The organism is Dietzia timorensis, assembly GCF_020742175.1.
Lineage (GTDB): Bacteria > Actinomycetota > Actinomycetes > Mycobacteriales > Mycobacteriaceae > Dietzia > Dietzia timorensis_A.
In genome coordinates, this window is sequence record NZ_DYXM01000106.1 from 1 (window position 1) to 22096 (window position 22096).

Annotated in this window: 18 protein-coding genes; 13 read left to right on the forward strand and 5 right to left on the reverse strand. The window is 64.9% G+C overall.

The genetic code is table 11. The annotated features are described in order from the left end of the window. Positions 1 to 186 precede the first annotated feature (186 nt). Positions 187 to 1218 carry a YncE family protein gene (locus K8V11_RS05665; RefSeq protein WP_303911553.1) on the reverse strand — a complete coding sequence of 344 codons (1032 nt, stop codon included), beginning with the start codon at positions 1216 to 1218 and terminating at the stop codon, positions 187 to 189. A gap of 243 nt (positions 1219 to 1461) precedes the next feature. Between K8V11_RS05665 and K8V11_RS05670 the strand changes: the two genes are divergently transcribed. From K8V11_RS05670 to mshC, 5 genes are all read left to right on the forward strand, one after another. Beyond that, complete coding sequence (locus tag K8V11_RS05670) at positions 1462 to 2334, forward strand: undecaprenyl-diphosphate phosphatase (protein WP_303911555.1); 873 nt, start codon at positions 1462 to 1464, stop codon at positions 2332 to 2334. Between the two features lie 58 nt (positions 2335 to 2392). Beyond that, entirely contained in the window at positions 2393 to 3097 is a 705-nt protein-coding gene (locus K8V11_RS05675; RefSeq protein ID WP_303911557.1) for a histidine phosphatase family protein, read from the forward strand. Positions 3098 to 3184: 87 nt separating this feature from the next. Continuing rightward, the gene (locus K8V11_RS05680; protein WP_303911559.1) at positions 3185 to 3775 is read left to right on the forward strand and encodes a DUF3090 family protein; all 591 of its coding nucleotides are present in this window, start codon (positions 3185 to 3187) and stop codon (positions 3773 to 3775) included. 7 nt (positions 3776 to 3782) lie between these two features. Then, positions 3783 to 4628 carry an SCO1664 family protein gene (locus K8V11_RS05685; RefSeq protein ID WP_303911561.1) on the forward strand — a complete coding sequence of 282 codons (846 nt, stop codon included), beginning with the start codon at positions 3783 to 3785 and terminating at the stop codon, positions 4626 to 4628. Positions 4629 to 4722: 94 nt separating this feature from the next. Then, positions 4723 to 5991 (forward strand): cysteine--1-D-myo-inosityl 2-amino-2-deoxy-alpha-D-glucopyranoside ligase, encoded by a 1269-nt coding sequence (mshC, locus tag K8V11_RS05690; RefSeq protein WP_303911562.1) that lies wholly within the window; start codon positions 4723 to 4725, stop codon positions 5989 to 5991. Here mshC and K8V11_RS05695 read toward each other — a convergent pair. After that, a complete protein-coding gene (locus K8V11_RS05695) occupies positions 5988 to 6968 on the reverse strand; it encodes a PAC2 family protein (RefSeq protein WP_303911564.1) in 981 nt (326 codons plus the stop codon). The genes mshC and K8V11_RS05695 overlap by 4 nt on opposite strands. A 214-nt stretch (positions 6969 to 7182) precedes the next feature. Between K8V11_RS05695 and metH the strand changes: the two genes are divergently transcribed. Together metH and K8V11_RS05705 are read left to right on the forward strand one after the other, a co-directional pair. Further along, positions 7183 to 10764 carry a methionine synthase gene (metH, locus tag K8V11_RS05700; RefSeq protein WP_303911566.1) on the forward strand — a complete coding sequence of 1194 codons (3582 nt, stop codon included), beginning with the start codon at positions 7183 to 7185 and terminating at the stop codon, positions 10762 to 10764. A gap of 54 nt (positions 10765 to 10818) precedes the next feature. Next, the gene (locus K8V11_RS05705) at positions 10819 to 11529 is read left to right on the forward strand and encodes a TetR/AcrR family transcriptional regulator (RefSeq protein WP_303911568.1); all 711 of its coding nucleotides are present in this window, start codon (positions 10819 to 10821) and stop codon (positions 11527 to 11529) included. Here K8V11_RS05705 and K8V11_RS05710 read toward each other — a convergent pair. Continuing rightward, positions 11526 to 12944, reverse strand: a complete 1419-nt coding sequence (locus K8V11_RS05710; protein WP_303911570.1) for a dynamin family protein — start codon at positions 12942 to 12944, stop codon at positions 11526 to 11528. The genes K8V11_RS05705 and K8V11_RS05710 overlap by 4 nt on opposite strands. Next, complete coding sequence (locus K8V11_RS05715; protein WP_303911572.1) at positions 12941 to 14782, reverse strand: dynamin family protein; 1842 nt, start codon at positions 14780 to 14782, stop codon at positions 12941 to 12943. The genes K8V11_RS05710 and K8V11_RS05715 overlap by 4 nt, the downstream gene beginning before the upstream one ends. A 187-nt stretch (positions 14783 to 14969) precedes the next feature. On the opposite strand from K8V11_RS05715, the gene K8V11_RS05720 reads away from it, so the two are divergent. Genes K8V11_RS05720 through hisG form a run of 3 tightly spaced genes read left to right on the forward strand, consistent with a single transcriptional unit; the run spans position 14970 to position 16765 of the window. After that, on the forward strand, positions 14970 to 15650 hold the full coding sequence (locus tag K8V11_RS05720; RefSeq protein WP_303911574.1) for an HAD family phosphatase: 681 nt from the start codon (positions 14970 to 14972) through the stop codon (positions 15648 to 15650). Further along, positions 15647 to 15910 (forward strand): phosphoribosyl-ATP diphosphatase, encoded by a 264-nt coding sequence (locus K8V11_RS05725; protein WP_303911576.1) that lies wholly within the window; start codon positions 15647 to 15649, stop codon positions 15908 to 15910. Before K8V11_RS05720 ends, K8V11_RS05725 begins: the two co-directional genes overlap by 4 nt. A 9-nt stretch (positions 15911 to 15919) precedes the next feature. Then, positions 15920 to 16765 carry an ATP phosphoribosyltransferase gene (gene hisG / locus K8V11_RS05730; protein ID WP_303911578.1) on the forward strand — a complete coding sequence of 282 codons (846 nt, stop codon included), beginning with the start codon at positions 15920 to 15922 and terminating at the stop codon, positions 16763 to 16765. Positions 16766 to 16837: 72 nt separating this feature from the next. Here the strand turns inward: hisG and K8V11_RS05735 are convergent, their stop codons facing one another. Beyond that, positions 16838 to 17725, reverse strand: a complete 888-nt coding sequence (locus tag K8V11_RS05735; protein WP_303911581.1) for a RecB family exonuclease — start codon at positions 17723 to 17725, stop codon at positions 16838 to 16840. Positions 17726 to 17816: 91 nt separating this feature from the next. Here K8V11_RS05735 and K8V11_RS05740 point away from each other — a divergent pair, with 91 nt between their 5' ends. From K8V11_RS05740 to dop, 3 genes are all read left to right on the forward strand, one after another. Beyond that, positions 17817 to 18656, forward strand: a complete 840-nt coding sequence (locus tag K8V11_RS05740) for a tRNA (adenine-N1)-methyltransferase (protein ID WP_303911583.1) — start codon at positions 17817 to 17819, stop codon at positions 18654 to 18656. A 69-nt stretch (positions 18657 to 18725) separates the two neighbouring features. Further along, positions 18726 to 20579, forward strand: coding sequence for a proteasome ATPase (gene arc, locus K8V11_RS05745; RefSeq protein ID WP_303911585.1), 1854 nt, complete (start codon positions 18726 to 18728; stop codon positions 20577 to 20579). Further along, complete coding sequence (dop, locus tag K8V11_RS05750; RefSeq protein ID WP_303911587.1) at positions 20580 to 22094, forward strand: depupylase/deamidase Dop; 1515 nt, start codon at positions 20580 to 20582, stop codon at positions 22092 to 22094. Positions 22095 to 22096 lie beyond the last annotated feature (2 nt).

Genomic DNA, 22096 nt, shown 5'->3' on the forward strand with positions numbered 1-22096 from the left:
CAGGAAGCGGCGCAGGAGCGAGCCCAGCGGGGGGACGAGAGTGAGGAGCTTGAGGGCACCGAACGTCACATGGTGGATGCGTTCCGGCGGGAAACGGAACAGCACGAACAAAAGAACCTTGTACATTGACCAATCCTCGGGTGGGCTCGAAAGACCTGCGCCGCTGACGCAGGGCACCACATGACTCTAGGGCAGCTTCTGCTCTTCCGGCGAGATGATTTGCGCTCCCGAACCGTCCGCGGACCCAACGACGAGGGAGCCGTCCTCCGCGACGCTCATCGAGTGCGGGGCGGACACGGTGTCGAGAGAGGCGACCTCGCGGCCCTGTCCGGACGAGATATCGATGGCGACTACACGGTTCTCTCCGCTGAGTGCCACCCACACGATCGACGTGCCCGGCGCAGTCGCCACCGCCCAGGGCGCCTTGCCGACGGGGAACATCTGGTGAAGACGCAGGGGATCGGCATCGAAGATCATCAGCGCGTTGCCGGTTGTATCGCTTACCGCGGCCCAGCCGTCATCTGTCGTGGCGGCGACACCTGCGGCTTTACCCGGCCGTAGGACGGGACCGATCTCGTTCGAATCGGGATAAACGCTGGCCACAGTGGTGTCCGCGCGTGAAACGGCGAAGCCGACGTTTCCGGAGGCGGCGAGCTGATCGATCCCCTCGAGCGATTCGAGTCGGGCGTTCTCCCCGCCGTCGGAGGTGCGCACGGCGACGGTGCCGTCGGCGTGCCCCGTGAGGATGCGGCCGTCCTCCAGCTCCGCGACTGCCGTGACCGGACCGGTATCTCCGATCGGCTCGTATCCTCCGTCTGCGGTGGCCCGGCCGATGCCCTCGGCACTGCCCACGAGGACGCCGTCGGAGGAAGCGACGATGGGGAGCGCGTCGTCGGGGAGTTCCACCTGCTCGTCGGAGACGAACTTGCCGCCTGAGATGTGCCCGAATTCGACGCGATCCGGATCGTCGAGCTGAAGAGCGACTCCGCCGTCATCCAGTGACACCGCGCCGGCCACCGGGGAATCCAGGTCGGTGACCTGCCCCGCAGGATCGGTTTCGGTCGGGAGGATTTCCGGCGTGGCGTCACCCATCTCTACCGAGTTGAACTCTTCGAGATGCGAGGTTGCACACCCGGAGACTCCGAGCACAACGGCTCCTGCAAGGGCGGCGAGGCCCGACGCCCTGTGGCGTCCACGTACAGCTCGATTGATCCGCATGATTGCTTCTCGATGTCCTTTCTTCGCCCGTGAAGGGCGGTGCGGAAGAGGCACGGGGCCTGCCCTTTGCACGTGCGTCGACCCGGTCGCCACATTCCATTGTGGGTTCCATTGTGTCGAAAGGGCCAGATCGCCTTGCGCGGGGCTACCCTGGTGCGGGTTCGACGCGTCAAATCTTCTCTCCGATCCGCGCGTCGCATGATCGTTATCCGCGCCGGGCGTGGAGGAAGGACCGAAAGTCGCATGGTCGTTGAAGAATCGATGTCGTGGCTGCAGGTAGTGGTGCTGTCACTACTCCAGGGGCTCACCGAGTTCCTCCCCGTCTCCTCGTCGGGGCACCTATCCATTTTCTCGAAGATCTTCTTCGGATACGACGCCGGCGCGTCCTTTACCGCCGTCGTGCAGCTCGGCACCGAGGCAGCGGTGGTCGTGTTCTTCGCAAAAGACATCTACCGGATCGCCGTGGCCTGGTTCCGCGGCCTCGCCAACGCGAACGCGCGTGGGGACGAATATCGGCTCGGCTGGATGGTGATCATCGGCACCATCCCGATCGGCATCATCGGATTCGTGTTCAAGGACCTGATCCGCGACAACGCCCGCAACCTCTGGATTACGGCGATCGTGCTGATCTTGTTCTCCTTCGTCTTCCTCGCCGCCGAGCGCTGGGGCAAGCAGAACCGTGAGGTCGACCCGAAGACGCTCAAGGGGATGGATATGAAAACCACCCTCGCGATGGCGTTCGCACAGTGCCTGGCGTTGATTCCCGGAGTGAGCCGTTCGGGCGCGACGATGTCCGCCGGTATGTTCATGAATCTCTCCCGTGAAGCGGCAGCGCGGTACTCGTTCCTCTTGGCGATCCCCGCCGTACTCGCCTCGGGCATCTTCAGCCTGCCGGATGCCTTCAACCCGGAGGCCGGACAGTCCGCCTCCGGCATCCAGATCGTCATCGGCGTGGCCATCGCCTTCGCCGTCGGTTACGCCTCGATCGCCTGGTTGCTCCGATTCGTGCAGAACCACTCGCTCGCGTGGTTCGCCGGCTATCGAATCATCCTCGGTCTAGTCGTCATCGGACTTCTCAGCGCCGGAGTCATCACACCTACGCTGACCTCGGCTTAAGCGCGGGGCCGGTGGTGGGGCGGGCCTGCGACCGAGACGCGCAGCGTATGCTGGGCGTATGACGGTCCTGTTGATTCGGCACGGTGTATCCACCGCAAACCAGGCGCGTATCTTGGGCGGTAGGCAGCCGGGCGTGTCCCTTAACGAGGCGGGGGAGAAGCAGGCCAGGGCGCTGGCAGATCGGCTCGAGGGGCTCGAAATCGCGAAGATCGTCCATTCTCCCCTTGAGCGATGCGGGCAGACGGTCGGCCCGCTCGCCGAGGCGCTCGGGGTGACCACCGTCGAGGACGAGCGTCTCGCAGAGGTCGACTACGGCACGTGGACCGGGAGCAAGCTCGGGGACCTCACCGACGAACCTTTGTGGCAGACCGTGCAGAACCACCCGTCGGCGGCCGTGTTTCCCGACGGGGAATCACTGGTCCACATGGCTTTACGCGTGGTCTCTGCGCTTCGCGAATGGGATGCCAAGCTCGCCGAGGAACACGGCAAGGACGTGTTGTGGATCGCGTGCTCGCACGGGGATCCGATCAAGGCGGCGATCGCCGATGCCTGCGGCATGCATTTGGATGCGTTCCAGCGCATCGTCGTCGAGCCGGCGTCCGTGTCGGCGCTCAGGTACACCGCACATCGGCCGTTCGTGATGCGCCTCAACGACACCGGTTCGGATTTCGCGCTATTGTCGGCGTCCCTGGCCGCGCCGATGGCGAAGGGAACAGAATCGTCCGACGAGTCGAACGTTCCCCCCGGCGGCTCCGTCCGCTGACGATTCGTTCTTCAGCACCGATATCGTCGGGGGATACATGGTGGACGAGAAGAGCCTGGCAGTTGCCGGACGAGAGGATGAGCACATATGAGCAGGATTGTGCATGACTTTGTGGATCCGGACCGTTTTGTCCTGGGCACCGTCGGTCAACCGGGCGAACGCGCGTTCTTCGTGCAGGCCAGCGACGGACAACGGACGGTGTCGCTCTCGCTGGAGAAACAGCATGCCAAGGTGCTCGGCGAGTCCATCGACAAAATGCTCAACGAGCTGGCCCAGAACAACCCCCAGCTCGAACTTCCGCCTTCGGCGGAACAGCTTGAGGATGCCGAGCCGCTGACGATGCCGGTTGATCCCGAGTTTCCGCTCGGGGCGATCGCGCTGAACTGGTCTCAGGAGGCCTCGTTCGTGGTAATCGATCTGGTGTCTGCGGAAAACGGGATGATCGCGGACGAGGAAATCCTCGACGACGAGAACCACGAACACGACGTGGTGCGCATTCAGCTCACCCCATACTCGGCACGCCAGTTCTCGCTGCGTTGCCAGAAAGTCGTCGACGCCGGGCGCGCCGAGTGCCCTCTGTGCGGCGAGCTGATGAGCGCACAGGCACACCTGTGTGTCCGGCTGAATGGCTACCACAAGCGCAGCCCCGCAGAGCTCGCGGCGCTTCTCGAGAACTAGGCCGGGCGTGGAAGTCCGGATCATCGGTCGTATCCGTTCGGGTAGCAACGCCGTCTTTCTCACCGAGGAGGTCCCGCCTCCGGGCGCAACGGATACCGACGGCGAAAGCGCGCCATTGTGGGTGCACAAACCTGTGCGCGGAGAAACACCTCTGCACGATTTTCCCGCCGGAATCCTCCCACCGGCGGCGGCCGTACCCGGCGCAAGCGTCGCATCGAAGCTCGCCGGCACACTCGCAGCGCGCGAAATCGCGGCCTACCGCGTCTCCCACGCCGCGGGGTGGGATGTGGTCCCGGAGACACTGCCGATCATCTCGGCCGCCGGCCCTGGGATGATCCAGCGGTTCCTCGACATCCCCACCGACGCGGACCCCGAGCACGCACCGGTGGACCTCTACACCCCGGAATCGATGCCCTCCGACGTCACTGGTGTGATCGCACTGGACACCGAGGACGGCGACACGATGGTGCTCGGGCACCGCACTACTGCGCGCATCCGCACGATCGCTCTACTGGACGCAGTAATCAACAACTCCGATCGCAAGGGCGGACACGTCCTACGAAGCTCGGACGGGACGATCTGGGCGATCGACCACGGCCTCGCATTCCACACCGACCCCAAGATTCGCAGCGTGCTGTGGGGCTTCGCCGAAGAACCGCTGGATGACGTCGAACGTTCCTCATTGCGTGCGCTCCGCGCGACCTGCGCCACCGGCTCCCTTCGCGACGAACTTGCCGAGCTCCTCGCCCCCGAGGAAGTCGACGCACTCCTCGAGCGCATCGACTCCCTGCTGGACGCGGGCACGTTCCCGCCTCCGAACGGCGGCTTCCCGCTGCCGTGGCCACTCTTTTGATCCACGGCCGGGACGGCCGGCTCCTGCACCGCGCGACCCCCTCGAAGTCGGAGGGTTTGCCGGGTGCGCGCGCGGGCGCTCTACACTGGCTCCTATGCGTTCATGGACCGGTCCTGCCCTTGACCCCGTCGCCGGATCCGCCCAGTCTCTGCGGCTGTATGACACTTCGACGCAAGTGTTGCGTCAGGTCCCCACAGGCGGCACGGTCGGCATCTACGTATGCGGCATCACCCCGTACGACACCACCCACCTCGGTCATGCGGCAACGTATGTCACGTTCGATCTGATCATCCGCCTACTCCACGATGCGGGTCAGCGCGTGCATTACGTGCAGAACATCACCGATGTCGACGATCCGCTGTTCGAGCGCGCCGAGCGTGACGGCGTGGATTGGCGCGAACTCGGGACCAGCGAGGTCGAGGCGTTCCGACGCGACATGGAGGCACTATCCGTCCTCCCGCCGCAGGACTATATCGGCGCCATCGAGTCGGTGGACGAGGTGATCGAGATGGTAGGCGAGCTTCTCGACAACGGTAGTGCCTACCAGCTCGGCGAGGAGGACAGCGGCGACGGCTACCGCGACGTGTATTTCTCCTTCAACGCCTCGGGCCATTTCGGGTACGAATCGAACTACTCACGTCCGGTGATGGACGACTTCTTCGCAGAGCGGGGCGGAGACCCGCATCGGCAGGGCAAACACAGCCCCCTCGACGCCTTGCTGTGGCGCGCCGCCCGCCCGGGCGAGCCGAGCTGGCACGCCCCCTGGGGGGACGGGAGGCCCGGCTGGCACATCGAATGCTCGGCCATCGCCCGCAATCGCCTCGGCATGGGCTTCGCCATCCAGGGCGGCGGCGACGACCTCATCTTCCCGCACCACGAGTTCTCCGCGGCTCACGCCGAGGCCGCCTCCGGGGGAGGTCGATTCGCTCAGCTGTACGTGCACGCGGGAATGATCGGACTCGACGGCGTCAAGATGAGCAAATCGCTCGGCAACCTCGTGCGTGTCAGGGAACTGGTTCGCGAGGGCGTGGATCCCGCCGCTATCAGGCTCGGACTGTTTGCCGGGCACTACCGGGAGGCGCGCTCCTGGTCGGCGACCGTGCTCAACGACGCCGAGGACCGTCTCCGTCTCTGGCGAGCGGCGATGTCGGCAGACGAACCGGCGCCAGCAGCCCCGGCGATCGCCAAGGTCCGCGAAGCTCTCTCCTTCGACCTCGATACCCCGGAAGTTCTGCGAATCATTGACGCCTGGGCCACGAGCTGCCGCGGGCCGAAGACCGGCGAACTGCGTGCGGAGACACAAACCGCCGACGGCGCCGAGATGGCCGGCGCCGTCCGCAATCTACTCGGCGTCGACGTTTAGCGGTCTTCGGGTCGGCCCGGCGTGCCTCCATCGGAGTCCGGGCCGAGCTCGGTGGGCGGGCCACCTCCGCGGCGTCCTTCGTCCTTCCCACCCGATTGAAGGTAGTGCTCGAATTCGGCCGCCAACTGGTCGCCGTCGACGAGCCTGATTCGTTCCTGCGGGGTCCGTCGTACCTCAATGCTCACCGAGGTGTCCTCGACGGAGTCGAACTGCTCTTCAAGCTCGTGGACGTATCCCTGGAGATCGTCGTCGGCTTCGGTCGCGCTGTCGACCTGTTGGCGCCATTCCTCGACCCGTCCCTCGAGCGCGAGAGTCGGCATGTCGAGCTCGGTTACCGACGACAACCATGTCAGCAACCGGAGCGTCGCCGCCGGCGCGGAGTTTCCGGCGACGTAGTGGGGCACGGCGGCGAAGGCTGTCGTCGCCGGCACACCCTCTCGGGTAAACGCCTCCTGGAGCACCAGCGGCAGCCCGGCCGGCCCATGAAAGTTGCCCGGTTCGAGCCCGACTTCTTGGAGCCGACGCTTCGAATACGAGGCGCCGCTGAGCGGGGTCTGCCGGGTGTGAGGAACGTCGGCGCTGATCGAGCCGAGAATATAGACCTCACGAACGCCGAATGTGTCCGCGAGCGTGAGCAGATCCATTGTGAACGCCTGCCAATGCGAGGCAGGCTCGGGGCCGAGAACGAGGAGCACCTCGTTCTCCGAATCCGGGGGAGACGCCGCGAAAATGTCGATGCTCGGAACCGAGAGCGAACGAACGACCCCATCGACGAGTTCGACCGTCGGGCGGACCTGGCCGTAGGGGAAATAGACCTCGTCGGCGATCTTCGCGATCTCCGTGGTGTCCCATTCCAGCGCCAACTGCTCAAGACCTTGCGTCGCCGCGTCGCCGGCGTCGCTCCAACCCTCGAGCGCGATCACCATGATGGGAGCCGTGATCGACGGGGTTTCCTCGTCATTCCATGCCAAGCTCATTGTCCCAGGGTAAGTCCAAACGCAAGAAAGCACGAAGTGCAGACGCAAACGCCCCGGTTTCACACCTCCCCGCTACCGCGCGCGGCCCGCGTAGTTGTTCCGGGTGCCCGGATATCGAGGGAGGCCGGTTCCATTTACAACACCAACACGCGGTAAATGTGGGCCGGGACGGACCTGTTGATGCACGATTTGCCATCGTCTCTAAACTGGGCTTATGTCTAACTCTCGTGCCGCATCGGGTACCCCCTTCGATTCCCCACTTTTCGACGCAATGTCGTCGCGAGTACTCATCGGAGACGGTGCGATGGGCACGATGTTGCAGAACGTCGATCTCAGCGTCGAGGACGACTTTCAGGGCCTTGAGGGATGCAACGAGATCCTTAATGTGACCCGGCCCGATGTCGTGGAGAACATTCACCGCGCGTTCTTCTCCGCCGGCGCGGACATGGTCGAAACCAATACGTTCGGCTGCAACTTGTCGAACCTCGGCGACTACGACATCGCCGACCGTATCGCCGAGCTCGCCGAGGCCGGTGCGTCGATCGCCCGAAGGGTCGCCGATGAGATGGGGCCGAGCGAAGACGGAGTGCCGCGCATGGTGCTCGGTTCGCTTGGGCCGGGCACGAAGCTGCCCTCCCTGGGACAGTCGACATACGAGGAGATGCGAGATGCGTACGCCGAGGCCGGACGCGGCTTAGCTCTCGGCGGGATCGACGCGTTCCTGGTCGAGACGTCGCAGGATCTCCTGCAGGTCAAGGCTGCGGTCGTGGGCATCCAGCAGGGCATGGAACAGGCCGGTCGCCGCATCCCGATCATCTCGCACGTGACCATCGAGACCACGGGCACCATGCTGCTCGGCTCCGAGATCGGCGCAGCGCTCAACGCGCTCGAGCCCCTCGGTATCGACATGATCGGCCTCAACTGCGCCACGGGCCCGGCCGAAATGGTCGAGCACCTGCGCTACCTCTCCCAGCACGCCCGAATCCCCGTGTCGGTCATGCCGAATGCCGGGCTTCCCGAGCTGGGCAAGAACGGCGCCGTCTACCCCCTCGGGCCCGAGAAGTTCGCCCCGGCGGTGGCCGATTTCGTCTCCGACTTCGGCCTGTCCATGGTCGGTGGCTGCTGCGGCACCACCCCTGAGCACATCACCCAGCTGCGCGACGAGGTGTCGAAGCGGGAACAGGCAACACGCGAACCGGTCCTGGTCAACGGACTGTCGTCGCTGTATTCGGTCGAACCATTCCGACAGGATGCCGGGATCCTGATGATCGGCGAGCGGACCAACGCGAACGGTTCGAAGCGCTTCCGCAATGCGATGCTCGATGTCGACTGGGGCACCTGCATGGAGATCGCCAAGGAGCAGATGCGCGATGGCGCGCAGATGGTCGATCTCTGCGTCGACTACGTCGGCCGCGACGGCGCACAGGACATGGCCGAGCTCGCGGGCCGGCTGGCTACCGCATCGACGTTGCCGATCATGATCGACTCCACCGAGCCGGCGGTCATCGAGGCGGGCCTCGAACGTCTGGGCGGACGCTGCGCGGTCAACTCGGTCAACTACGAAGACGGCGATGGCCCCGATTCTCGCTTCGTCAAGATCATGCAGCTGGTGCGGAAGCACGGCGCCGCCGTCGTCGGTCTCACGATCGACGAGGAGGGCCAGGCGCGCACCGCGGAGCACAAGGTCCACATCGCCGAGCGGATCATCACCGACCTCACCGAGAACTGGGGGATGGCCGAAGAAGACATCATCATCGACTGCCTCACGTTCCCAATCTCCACCGGCCAGGAGGAAACGCGTCGCGATGGCATCGAGACGATCGAGGCGATCCGTCAGCTCACCGAGGCGCACCCGAAGGTGCACACCACTCTGGGCCTGTCGAATATCTCCTTCGGTCTCAACCCTGCCGCACGGCAGGTGCTCAACTCGGTGTTCCTCGCCGAGTGCGTGAAGGCGGGCCTCGACTCGGCGATCGCCCACTCGTCGAAGATCCTGCCGATGAGCAAGATCGACGAGCGCCCCCGCGAGGTCGCCCTCGACATGGTCTACAACCGCCGCTCGGAGGACTACGATCCGCTCTCGACGTTCATGGAGCTGTTCGAGGGCGTGTCCGCCGCCGGCGCAAAAGATGCGCGTGCCGCCGAGCTTGCCGCGATGCCGCTGTTCGAACGCCTTTCCGCGCGCATCGTCGATGGTGAGCGCAAGGGGCTGGAAGAAGACCTCGACGAGGCGATGAAGGAAATCCCGCCGCTGGAGATCATCAACACGCACCTGCTCGGCGGGATGAAGACGGTCGGCGAGCTCTTCGGCTCGGGCCAGATGCAGTTGCCGTTCGTCCTGCAGTCCGCGGAGACCATGAAGGCCGCCGTCGCCCATCTGGAGCCGCACATGGAAGCCTCCGACGATGACGGCAAGGGCAAGATCGTTCTCGCGACCGTCAAGGGCGATGTGCACGATATCGGCAAGAACCTCGTGGACATCATCTTGTCGAACAACGGCTACGACGTAGTCAACATCGGCATCAAGAAGCCGATCGCCGAGATCCTCACCGCCGCGGAGGACAATCGCGCCGACGTCATCGGAATGTCGGGGCTTCTCGTGAAGTCGACCGTGGTGATGAAGGACAACCTTTCGGAGATGAACTCGAAGGGTGTGGCAGGTCAGTTCCCCGTGCTCCTCGGTGGTGCTGCCCTCACGCGAACCTACGTCGAGGGCGACCTCCAGGAGCTGTATGACGGCGAGGTGTTCTACGCCCGCGACGCGTTCGAAGGCCTCCGGCTCATGGACGACGTGATGCAGGCCAAGAGGTCGGGTAACCCCGTCGCCCAATCGGCGGAGGCCGCAGCCAAGGCGGCCGAGCGAAAGGCACGCCGCGAACGAAGCGAGCGCATCGCCGCAAAGCGCAAGGCCAACGAGACTCCCGTGGAGGTTCCCGAACGCTCGGACGTGGCCGTCGACGTTCCGCTGGCGACCCCGCCGTTCTGGGGCACGCGAATCGCCAAGGGGATCAGCGTCAACGACTACCTCGACCACCTCGACCAGCGCGCGCTGTTCATGGGCCAATGGGGCCTGCGCGGTGTGCGCGGTGGGGAAGGGCCGTCGTACGACGATCTCGTGGCTTCCGAGGGGCGTCCGCGTCTGCGCGAGTGGATCGACCGCTTGACCACCGAGGGCATTCTCGCGCATGCCGCGGTCGTCTACGGCTACTTCCCGGCGGTCTCCGAGGGCGACGATGTTCTGATCCTCAGCGATCCCCACCCTGACGCCGAGGTGTTGCGCCGGATGAGCTTCCCGCGACAGCAGCGGTCACGGTTCCTGTGCGTCTCGGACTTCATCTGTTCCCGCGAACGGGCCAAGGAGCTCGGCCAGGTGGACGTTTTGCCGCTGCAGCTGGTCACGATGGGACGGCCGATCGCCGATTTCGCAAACCAGCTGTTCGCCGCGAACGAGTACCGCGACTACCTGGAGGTTCACGGCATCGGCGTGCAGCTGACCGAGGCGCTCGCCGAATACTGGCACCATCGCGTTCGCGACGAACTCCGTCTACCGGACGGTGCCGTGTCGGACGAGGACTCCGAGGACATCAACGAGTTCTTCAACCTCAAGTACCGCGGAGCCCGCTACTCCTTCGGCTACGGCGCTTGCCCGGATCTCGAGTACCGCAACGACATGGTCGAGCTGCTCGACGCAGGGCGAATCGGTGTCGAGATCTCCGAGGAACTCCAGCTCCACCCAGAGCAGTCGACCGACGCTTTCGTGCTGTACCACCCTGAGGCGAAGTACTTCAATGTGTAGCTCGAATACGTCCATTGACTGATAAACCCACCACCGCACACTAAAATCGACACCATGCCAGAACGTTCCCGTGTGACACGGCAGAAACTGCTCGTTTCGGGCCGCCGCCATTTCGCCGAAGAAGGCTGGATGACGGCGCGCATTCGCGACATCGTCGCGGACGCGAAGCAGTCCAACGATTCCGCGATCAATTACCACTTCGGTTCGCGGGCCGGGCTGCTTCGCGCGATCCTGCGCATCGGCATCGAAGCGATGGAGGAACAGCGTCAAAACGAGATCGACGCGCTCGCGGAAAAGGGCATCAAGGTCGACAAGACCCTTGATGTGTCAACCTTGTCCACGCTGGTCATCAGGCCGGTCGCGGACGTCCTGCGTTATCACGAGGGCGTGGAGTTCATTCGCATCGTCGGGCAGATAGGCCCGTACACGCGGGTGCAGAGTGCCCTACAAAATGAGGTCATGCAGGACACCCTGCTGCTCATGGAGGTCGAGCTCCTCGTGGACTCGATCGCTCAGTCGATCGGCGAAACTCCCGGGCGCTACCGGATTCACAACTTCCTAATCGCGCTCATCGCGATTCTCTCCGCGCGGGCCCTGGCTATTGCGGCGATTCGGCGCAAGAACACCTCGGACGAGGATTATTCGGCCGAGGAAATCGATGACTTGCTCGAGGAGTCGGGCCAGCTCCGCCACGATCAATTCGTCGAGGAAGTCGTGTCCACGCTGTCGGCCGGGCTGGCCTCGGGAATCCCGAGCAATAGTTAGCGCCCGAGCCCCAGAGCATAAAGGTACTTCGACAACGCCGCGCGGGAATCGTCCTCGGCCGCGGAGATCCCGACGAATTGCAACTGCTGCATTCGTCCGAAAACGTCCTTGGCTGCGGCATCGATTTCGGCCGGATCCGCGTCCGCAGGCAATCCCACGGCCTCGGCCGGGTTCGAGGCGGACAGGGCACGTCTCGCCATGGCCGTCAGCGGGGACTGCGGTGAGGAGGCCACGAGACCGCGATACGAACGGAAAAGGGCGACCTTCACCATCGCCGGCCGAGAGAAAAGCACGCCGAGGATATGGCGCACACGATCGCGGGCGGGATGGTGGATGGCCAGCTGCTCAAGCTCCCCGGTGATGCGGAGCGCGCGCTGCATGGCGGCGAAGGGGAGGAGCTCGCCGCGCAGGTAAGCGTCCAGCTCGCTCACGCCGGAAGACGCATCGAGCCACCCGGACAGTTCGGAGGCACCCCGCGCGGCGCGTTCGATACCGTGGATCGTGCCGTACTCGCCGATAAGGTCGAGAATCATCTTGCGGTCCAGCGCGCTGAACACACCGTCATCGGTGCGTTCTAGCTCCTCGAGCACGTCCTCGTGCTCGAGTGCGCTGAGCTTGCCGAGTTGCCGCGAAATGTGTTCGGTGACCTGTCCCGTACGCGAGGCCTCAGCGAGGAGACCCGCAATGGGGATGACCGTGGAGACCAGCTCCTCCATGCGCCCCGACAACACACTCGAGTATTCGCGGGCGTGGGCCATCGGGTCTTTCGCACCCATCGCGCCCTCGCCGAAAGAATCGGCGCGGGCGAGCACACCGACCACGTTGAGCGGCGTAAAGCCTAGGCGGGAGACGAAGTCTCGCTCGTGCGCCCGCGGCAGGCTCTCGAACACGAACACGGCGGCGTCAGCCTCGGTCGACGCCTGGCGCGTCTGGTCGTAGCCGGGCAGAAGTGCGCGCTTGGCGACCTCTTCATTTTCGGCGGTGAGCGTGGCAAGCCCCGGGGTGTCGATGAGAGTCACGTCGGCGATGGCCCGGGAAGGCAGAAAACGATCCACGTAGGAGATGTCCTCCACCGGCACCGGTAGCTGGGTGACGACGCCGGAGGCGTTCTGCGCGAGCAGCCGTTCCCCGCCGCGGGTGACAACCTCGGCGCGCGACGGCGCGCCGTTGTGGAACACGGTGACCGCGTTGGTGACCTCGAGCGCGCCTGTCGCGGCGATACGTTCACCGACAAGAGCGTTGACCAGGGTCGACTTACCGGCCTTGAGCCGCCCCACGATCACCACACGCGGCGGGGAGAACAGGATCTGACCCAGACGGTTGGCATGGTCGATGAGGTCGCCGCCGTAACCGGCGAGCGCGCGGAGCGCCTGATCCAGTTCGGCGGTGACGGGGTCCATGTTGGGCGCGGTCACAGTGCGTTCCTCTGTTCTTCGGGCAGCCCGGCGATCACGGCCTCCAGATAGTCGATGTGCGAGGAAATGATCTTCGCGTTCTTGCGGAGCCGCTCGGACTGTCCTTTCCGGGAGCTTTCATCGGCGCGGACGGCGGACTGCGCAGCTTGCAGCCGGCTCTGGATATTGTCCTGTTCCCAACGCAGGTGGGCGCGGTAGCGAACGACCATCTCCGTGCGCGAGAGATTGATGAGTGTGTCGATTTCGCGGCCTGCGGCGATGCGCGCGCTGTTGCAGGACTCTCGCACCCATGTGTGCAGGTGTTGCTTGCCGTTGCGCATCGCTCGGTAGGCGAGGTTGATGGCGATCCAGCCGCCGCCGACGGCCACGGCCGGAAACGCCACCATGCTCAGGCCCACCGTGGCCAGTGCCGAGGAGCCGAGCGTGGCGAGGCCGGTGCCGCCGAGTATGCCGACGCTGATGACACTGGGGTCGATGAGGTTGTCGGTCTTCTTCCCGACCTCGCGGGAGGAATACTGCTGGGGGCCTGCGAGCCCGCGGATCGCGGCGTCAGCAATCGCGAGCCACACATTCTGGTCCTCGAAGAGGCTGTCGCATTCGGACTTCAATGCAGCAGACATCGAATTGATTGCCTGCTCGATGGCCTTGTTGACGTCGGCCTCGATCTGCGCGGTGAACACCTGTGGCTTGCTGCGAAGAACGACGAGACCCGAGCGGTTGATCTCCTGCGTCCACTTTTCCTTGATCGATTCGAGTGCCAAGTCGAACTCACCGAGAACGCGCTGGCGCGCCACCGAGATGTTGCGGGAGAGGAACTGTTCCCATTCCTGCCCGTGATCGCGCAGCCCCTTGAGCTCTTCCTTACGGGTCTCCAATTCCTCGACGACCTGGGACGGTTGTTCCGTGGCACGGATCTGCTCGTCGACGGTCTCGGAAACCTTCTTGAGCGCGGCGACGCCGACGTTGAGCGCGACCGCCCGCGACAGGGCGTCCGCGCTGCGTGCACGCTTGGCGATGAGTGTCCGCAGGGCCGCGATGCCGGAGGTCGACTCGATCTTCTCGCGACGTGCGACGTCATCCAGCAGGAGCGCGGACTGTGCGCGGAGGCTGGAGACCCCGAGAACGGGAACGTCCATTCCGGCGTATTCGCGGATGAGTCGACGGTTCTCCTCGACGATGGAATGCCAGCGGGTCAGGGCCTTGTCGATTTTCGACACGACGACGATGACCGAACCGACCGTTTGCGCGGCGCGCGTGAGGATGTCGATTTCCGGGGCGGTGATGGGCGTGGTCGCGTCGCACACCATGACCAGAATCCCGGCGCCTCGGGCCGAGGACAGGGCAAGGTCCACCGCGGCGTCGTCGAGGCCGCCGGCTCCGGGGGTGTCGACGAGGACGGCTCGCAGCTCCACCCCGCGGCCGATGTGGACGGTGGCGTGGGACGGCAGCTCGACGATGTCGGCGGCATTGACGCGCGCGCCGGCAGTGGTCGACCAGTGACCGAGCTCGGCGAGGGCGTGAGACTCGGAATGATCGCCGAAGTGCAGGTCGATGCGCTCGGGCGACTCGGCGTCGACGGGAAGGACCTGGATCGGCATCGACGTGGACTCGTCGACGTCGGAGGGGAGGAGACCGGGACGGCCGACCAGCGCGTTGACCAGCGAGCTCTTGCCGCGCTTGACCTCGCCGACCACGACGACGCTCGCTGTGGATTCGGTGGCGAAGAACTTGGATTCGATGAGGGAGGCCGCGTCGGTTTCCCCGTACTTGCGCAGAATGCCCGCACTGTTGCGCACATAATCGGTGAGCGATTTCCTCGCCGCTGCCGGTGCCGCCACGAAAGGCACTCCCTTCCGCTCCCGCGGGAGCGATTTACTCGTCCTGCGGCGAGAGTCGACCACGCCGAGACGCTGTATGTACGCACGTTCCACCAAGCACCTTAATTGGCACCGACAATCGAGTATCGCGCAGAGGTGCCCCAAGATCTAGTGCCGACAGGCCCTCGAACGCGTAGCGTGGGCGATTGTGACGACGCCGCACGCAGTATTTCTCGACATGGATGGCACGCTCATCGACTCCGAAAAACTCTGGGATATCGCCGTCGGTGAGCTCAGCGAGGAGATGGGCCGCCGGGTGGACGACGAGACTCGTCGCCGGACGCTCGGCGCCTCGACGGAGACGTTCTTCGCCGTGCTGTCCGAATACACCGGTCACGCAGTCGATACCCCGGAGGAATTCGCGCGGCTCAAGGCCATCTTGCACACACGGGTCGCCGAGCTGTTCGCCACCGATCTCGAGTGGCGCCCGGGCGCGCAGGATCTTCTCGACGGGCTCGCGATACGGGGCGTGCCGCTGGCCCTCGTGACGAACACCGAGTCCGCGCTGATGGCCGCGCCCCTGGACGTCATCGGGAGATCCCGCTTCTCCGCCGTCATAACCGGGGACGCGGTGGCCAATGCCAAACCGGCGCCGGATCCATATCTCGCCGCCGCGGAGGCGCTGTCGGTCGCGCCGGGGGATGCCGTCGCCATCGAGGATTCGGTGACCGGGGCGAGCGCCGCGGTATCCGCGGGGTGTCGCGTGCTCTACGTGCCGACCGAGCCGGAACAGCCGGACGTCGACGGCACGACTCGCAGGGACAGCCTCGTCGGTGTCGACCTCGACGTGCTACTTGATTTCTCCCGTGTGGGAGAATTAAAGGCGTGAAATCCTTCGATTCTCTTTTCGCCGAACTCGCACAGCGCATCGCCGACCGCCCCGAGGATTCGGGCACCGTCGCCGCCTTCGACAAGGGCATTCATCACCTGGGCAAGAAGATCAACGAAGAGGCCGGGGAAGTGTGGATCGCCGCCGAGTATCAGAGCGACGACGAACTATCCGAAGAGATTTCCCAGCTGCTTTATTGGACTCAGGTGATGATGCACAAGCGCGGCCTGAGCCTCGACGACGTCTACCGCTACCTGTAAGGAGAACGCATGCTGCGCGTGGCCATGCCGAATAAGGGCTCACTTTCCGAGTCCGCCGCCCACATGCTCGCCGAGGCCGGGTACAAGCGTCGAGGGGAGGGCAAGGACCTCACCGTTCTCGACCAGCACAACGGTGTCGAGTTCTTTTTTCTACGCCCCAAGGACATCGCGATCTATGTCGGTAACGGGCAACTCGATCTGGGCCTCACAGGAAGGGATCTCGCCGCCGACTCGAAGGGCGACGTCTCCGAGCTTCTCGCTCTCGGATTCGGGCACTCCACGTTCCGCTATGCCGGCCCGTCCGGAGAGGGCTGGGATGTCGACAAGCTCGCCGGGGCGCGCATAGCGACCTCGTACCCGAACATCGTGCGCGACGACCTCGCCGAGCGGGGCGTGGAGGCGACGGTCATCCGACTCGACGGTGCGGTGGAGATCTCGATCCAGCTCGGCGTCGCCGACTGCATCGCGGACGTCGTCGGTTCGGGGCGCACCCTCCGCGCGCATGGGCTCGAGGCTTTCGGCCCGGTGCTGTGCGACTCGGAAGGCGTGCTCATCGGTCGGCGGGGCGCGGAGACGACGACCCAGATGCGTCAGCTCATCGCACGACTCCAGGGTGTGGTCTTCGCCCAGCAGTTCATGATGCTCGATCTCGACTGCCCTAAGGAGCTGCTCGATACCGTCACCGAGATCGTGCCGGGCATCGAGTCGCCGACCGTCTCTCCGATGGCGGATCCGAACTGGGTCGCCGTCCGCTCGATGGTTCCGCGCGCCGATATGAACACGATCATGGACCAGCTCTCGGCCGCGGGCGCGAAGGCGATCCTGGCTTCCGATATCAGGTCCTGCCGGATGTAATGACGTCGGAGGCCACAAATATCGGCGCCTCCGACGTCATCGACGTGCCTTGAGCTGCGGCAGCTGGGGGACTCAGCCCACCCGGCGCGTGCCCGGCCAGCCCGGATACTCCGGCGGCGTCCCACCGAACGCCGGGCAGTGGGCCTTGTGGTTGCACCAACCGCACAGCTTCGATGTCTTCGGCTCGAAGGTTCCTTCCTTGCCGTCGCGCTCGATATCGGCCCACAGCGAGTCGAGCTCGCGTGCAGTCTCGGTGAGCATGTGGTCGGTGGGCGACAGCGTGAGGAACGACCCGTTCTTCAGGTAGATGAGCTTGAGCTGCGTGGGAATGTCGCCGCGGATGAGGAAGTACATCAGCGCGTAGAACCGCATCTGCGCGAGCGCGGTGCGCTCGTACCCAGGCCGCGGCGGCTTACCGGTCTTGTAGTCGACGACGCGCACCTCGCCCGTGGGCGCGACGTCGATGCGATCGACGAAGCCGTGCAACGGGGTGCCGTGCTCGGTGGAGGTGACGAGATAGTCCTCACAGGAGGTCGGGTCGAACCGGGTCGGGTCCTCGACGACGTAGAGGCCCCGGACGAGCTGCGCCGCCTCGCCCGTGAATGCCGCATGCTTATCCGGCTCGATGACGTCGGCGGCGATACCGCCCTCGGCGAGCGATTTCTCGGCCTCTGCCTCGGCAAGAGCCGTCGCCTTCGCGGTCGTGCGCTCGGACTGGGGCAGCGCGTAGAGGTTCTCGAGCGCCGAGTGCACGGTGGTGCCGAGCACCTGTGCCTTCGTCTTCGGCTCCGGCAATTTGTCGATCGTGCGGAGCCGGTAGAGCAGGGGACACTGACGGTAATCCGAGGCGCGGGAAGCCGACAGCGCGAGCGGGCGCGGGCGCTTGACCTTCTTGGGTTCGGGCATACCCGGGAGCTGTGCCGTTTCGGGCGTGGTTTCGGATTCGGAAGTACTGCTCATACCTGGCAGGGTAATGGTCACGATTCGAAAGAACCCCCATCCGGCGCGGGATGCCGTCGCATTGCCGCACAGACAGAAAGGTCCAACCACGGTGCAACGCTCAGGCCCCTTCGTTCAGGGAGACCGCGTTCAGCTCACAGACGCGAAAGGGCGAAAGTACACGGTTGTGTTGCAGCCTGGTTCGGAGTTCTTCACCCACGCCGGCGCCGTCCGGCATGACGACCTGATCGGTACCGCCGAGGGCAGCATCGTCACCTCGACCGGCGACGCCTCGTACCTGGCGTTACGCCCCCTGCTCACGGACTACGTGCTCTCGATGCCACGCGGCGCCCAAGTGATCTACCCGAAGGACGCGGCACAGATCGTCCACGAGGGAGACATTTTTCCCGGTGCCCGCGTACTTGAAGCCGGCGCCGGGTCCGGGGCGCTCACGTGTTCGCTCCTGCGCGCCGTGGGCCCGGAAGGTGAGGTGATCTCCTACGAGATCCGCGAGGACCACGCGGTGCACGCCGAGCGCAATGTGAAGACGTTCTATGGCGAGCATCCCGAGAACTGGCAGTTGCGCATCGCCGATCTCGCGGACACGTCGGTCGAGGAGCTCGGGGGGCCCGTCGACCGCATAATCCTCGATATGCTCGCGCCCTGGGACACGCTTCCCGCGGTGCACAAGGTGCTTCGGCCCGGCGGCGTGCTCATCTGTTACGTCGCGACGACGACCCAGATGTCCCAGGTCGTCGAGGCACTGCGCGATCAGCAGAACTGGACCGAGCCGCGGGCGTGGGAGTCGATCAACCGGGATTGGCACGTCGTCGGCCTCGCCGTCCGCCCGGAGCACAGAATCCAAGGTCACACCGCTTTCCTTATTACCGCGAGGCGGCTGGCGGACGGTGTGACGACCATCAAACGGCAGCGTCGAAGCGGTAAGCATTAGAATAGGAAGGTACGCCTTACAACTGATAGGGCCCAACATCCCAGTCGTCGATGAAAGAAGGTGAGTTGCGTGACGGACCGCACTCAGAGCGGCGATTCCTCCTCGGTGGCCCAGATCTCGCGGGAAGAGCTCAGCGGTCTTCGCAGCAAGCTGCAGCATTCCGAGCGGAGCGCTCGCGAGAAGACCATCAAGGTGGACGCGCTGTCGTCTCGCAACGCCAGGCTCGCCGATCTTCTCAAGGATGCGCGCGACCAGCTTGAGGCGCTCAAGGGTGAGGTCGAGCGTCTCGGAACCCCTCCCTCGACCTACGGGGTCGTGGTGGCTCTCGGCGAACCGGTCCCCGGCGACGACGACACCGTGTCCACGTCGAGCACCGCACGGAGCCGGATGGCACAAGCCGACCAGCTCTCCGGAGCCGGCGGAACGCTGCCGGGGTCGTCAAGCTCGGACATCGAGACCGCCGAGGTCATGACTTCCGGCCGGCGCATGCTGCTCACGATCTCGCCGAAGGTCAAGCCCGAAGCGCTACGCCCCGGGACCGTCGTTCGCCTCAACGAGGCGCTCACCATCGTCGAGGCGCTTCCCGAACAAACTGGGTTCGGTGTGACCGCGACGCTCCGCGATGTGTTGTCCGACGGAGAGCGCGCCCGCGTCGTCATGGGTAACGACGAAGAGCACATCGTCTACCTGTCGGACGAACTGCGCGGACAGCGGCTGCGCGGCGGGGTCTCGCTGCTCGTGGACACCAAGTCTTCGTTCGCGTTCGAGGTCGTTCCGAAGGCCGAGGTCGACGAGCTGCTGCTCGAAGAGGTGCCGGATGTGTCCTACACCGAGATCGGCGGGCTCGGACGCCAGATCGAGGAGATCAGGGACGCCATCGAGTTGCCGTTCCTCCACCAGGACCTCTATCACGAATTCCAACTGTCCCCGCCGAAGGGTTTGTTGCTCTACGGCCCGCCCGGCTGCGGTAAGACGCTTATCGCGAAGGCCGTGGCCCGCTCGCTTGCCGAGGCCTCGGCGCGTCACGATGCAGGCACAACGGAAGCCGCGAGCGAGAAGCCGGTCGCGGACTCCGACGTCATTCCCGAGTCGAGCTTTCTGTCGATCAAGGGTCCGGAGCTGCTCAACAAGTACGTGGGTGAGACCGAGCGGCACATCCGGAACGTCTTCGAGCGCGCCCGGGACAAGGCCACCGACGGCCATCCCGTGATCGTGTTCTTCGATGAGATGGACTCGATTTTCCGCACGCGCGGCGCCGGCGTGTCCTCGGACATGGAGACGACTGTCGTGCCGCAGCTGCTCGCCGAGATCGACGGCGTCGAGGACCTGCGCAACGTCATCATCATCGGCGCCTCGAACCGCGAGGACATGATCGACCCGGCGATCCTGCGGCCCGGCCGCCTGGATCTCAAAATCCGTATCGACCGTCCCGGGCGCGGCGAATCCCGCGACATCCTCTCGAAGTACGTGGTCGGGGATTTGCGGTTCGAGCCGGCCGAGGTGGGCGATTCCGATCCTTCCGTCCACGCGGCGATGATCACCGACAAGATCGTCGAGCACATGTTCCGCAGGGAGCCCTCAACGCACTACGCGACGCTGCGATTCGCCTCGGGCAAGTCCCAGGACCTCTACCTCGCGGACCTGGTGTCGGGTGCGATGCTGCGCAACGTCGTCGACCGTGCGAAGAAGCTCGCGATCAAGGATATTGTCGCGGGCGACGGGCAGGGCCTCACGCTTGAGCACTTCCTCGACTCCGTGGACGCGGAGTTCGGGGAGAGCACCGACCTGCCCAACACCTCGAACCCGCAGGAATGGGCTCGGCTCACCGGCGTGCGCGGCGAGCGGGTCGTCGAGGTTCGCGCCGTTGCCGCCAAGGATCTCGCGGCCGACGCCAGTGCCGGCGCTGCTGGAAGGGATGCGTAGATGACGTCGGAGGCAGAGACCACCGGGCGGATCCTCGGCACTGAGATCGAGTTTGGAATATCGGTACCGGGATCGCCCCTGATTTCGTCCATCGTCACATCGACTCAGGTGATCCGCGCATATAACGAGCCGGAGGTCTCGCGGGTCGCGAGCGCGCGCTGGGACTACGAATCCGAGTCGCCGATGCGCGACGCGCGTGGCTTTGACCTTTCCGATTCGCGTCCGACGTCCTTGATGGATCCGAGCGAATTCGGGATTACCAATCGTGTTCTCCGCAACGGTGCACGCTTCTACGTCGATCACGCGCACCCCGAGTACTCCTCGCCCGAGGTGACCTCCCCGAGGGACGCGGTCCTGTGGGACAAGGCGGGGGAGCGGATCATGCACCAGGCCGGGGTCGACTCCGCAGCGGTCGAGGGCAACGAAACCGTCCGCCTCTACAAAAATAATGTCGACGGCAAGGGTGCCTCATATGGCACGCACGAGAATTATCTCGTCCGGCGGGATGTCGACTTCGACGTCATCGCGGAAAATGTCGCTCCGCACTTCGTCACCCGCCAGGTGTTCACAGGCTCCGGACGCGTCGGGATCGGTCAGTTCGGCGAGCGTGCGGGATTCCAGCTTTCGCAGCGCGCCGACTACATCGAGGTCTTCTCCGGGTTGGAGACGACGCTTCGCCGCGGCATCATCAACACCCGCGACGAGCCTCACGCCGACGACGATAAATGGCGCAGGCTCCACGTCATCATCGGCGATGCGAACCTCGCCGAACTTGCCACGTATCTCAAGCTCGGCACCACCTCGCTCGTGCTCAACGCCATCGAGGGCGGGGTGCGTTTCGACGATCTGCAGGCACTCGACCCGCCGCAGGCCGTGCAGACCATCAGCCACGACATCTCGCTCAGCCGGGAGATTCACCTCGCCGACGGGCGCTCCATGACTGCCCTGGAGCAGCAGCGCGAGATCCTTCGACGGGTTTCCGAGTTCTGCCGGGACAATCCTGTGCCCGAGTGGTCGGGCGATGTGCTCGCGGAATGGACAGAGATCCTCGAGCGTTTGGCCGAGGACCCGATGGGGTGCGCGGATTGCCTCGACTGGCCGGCCAAGCTCGCGCTGCTCGACGGCCTGCGCACTCGCGACGGACTCGAATGGGATTCCCCGAAGCTCGCCGCACTCGATATCCAGTACAGCGACATCGACCCCGACCGTGGACTCTACAATCGTCTAGCCGCACGCGGCCGGATCCGTAGGCTGCTCTCCGACAAAGAGGTCGAGGCTGCGGCGCTGACACCTCCGACCAACACACGCGCGTGGCTGCGTGGGCAGGCGATCTCCACTCTGGGTGAGCACGTTTTTGCCGCCGGATGGGATCAGCTCACCATTGTCGACTCCGACGGAGAGCCCCGGTACGTGGAGATGCCCGATCCGTACGCCGGGAATAAGGCTGAGGTCGAAGGCCGCGAGCAGCTGCTCTCCATTGACGGGCCCTCGCGCCTTGTCGCGGGCATATCCTAGAT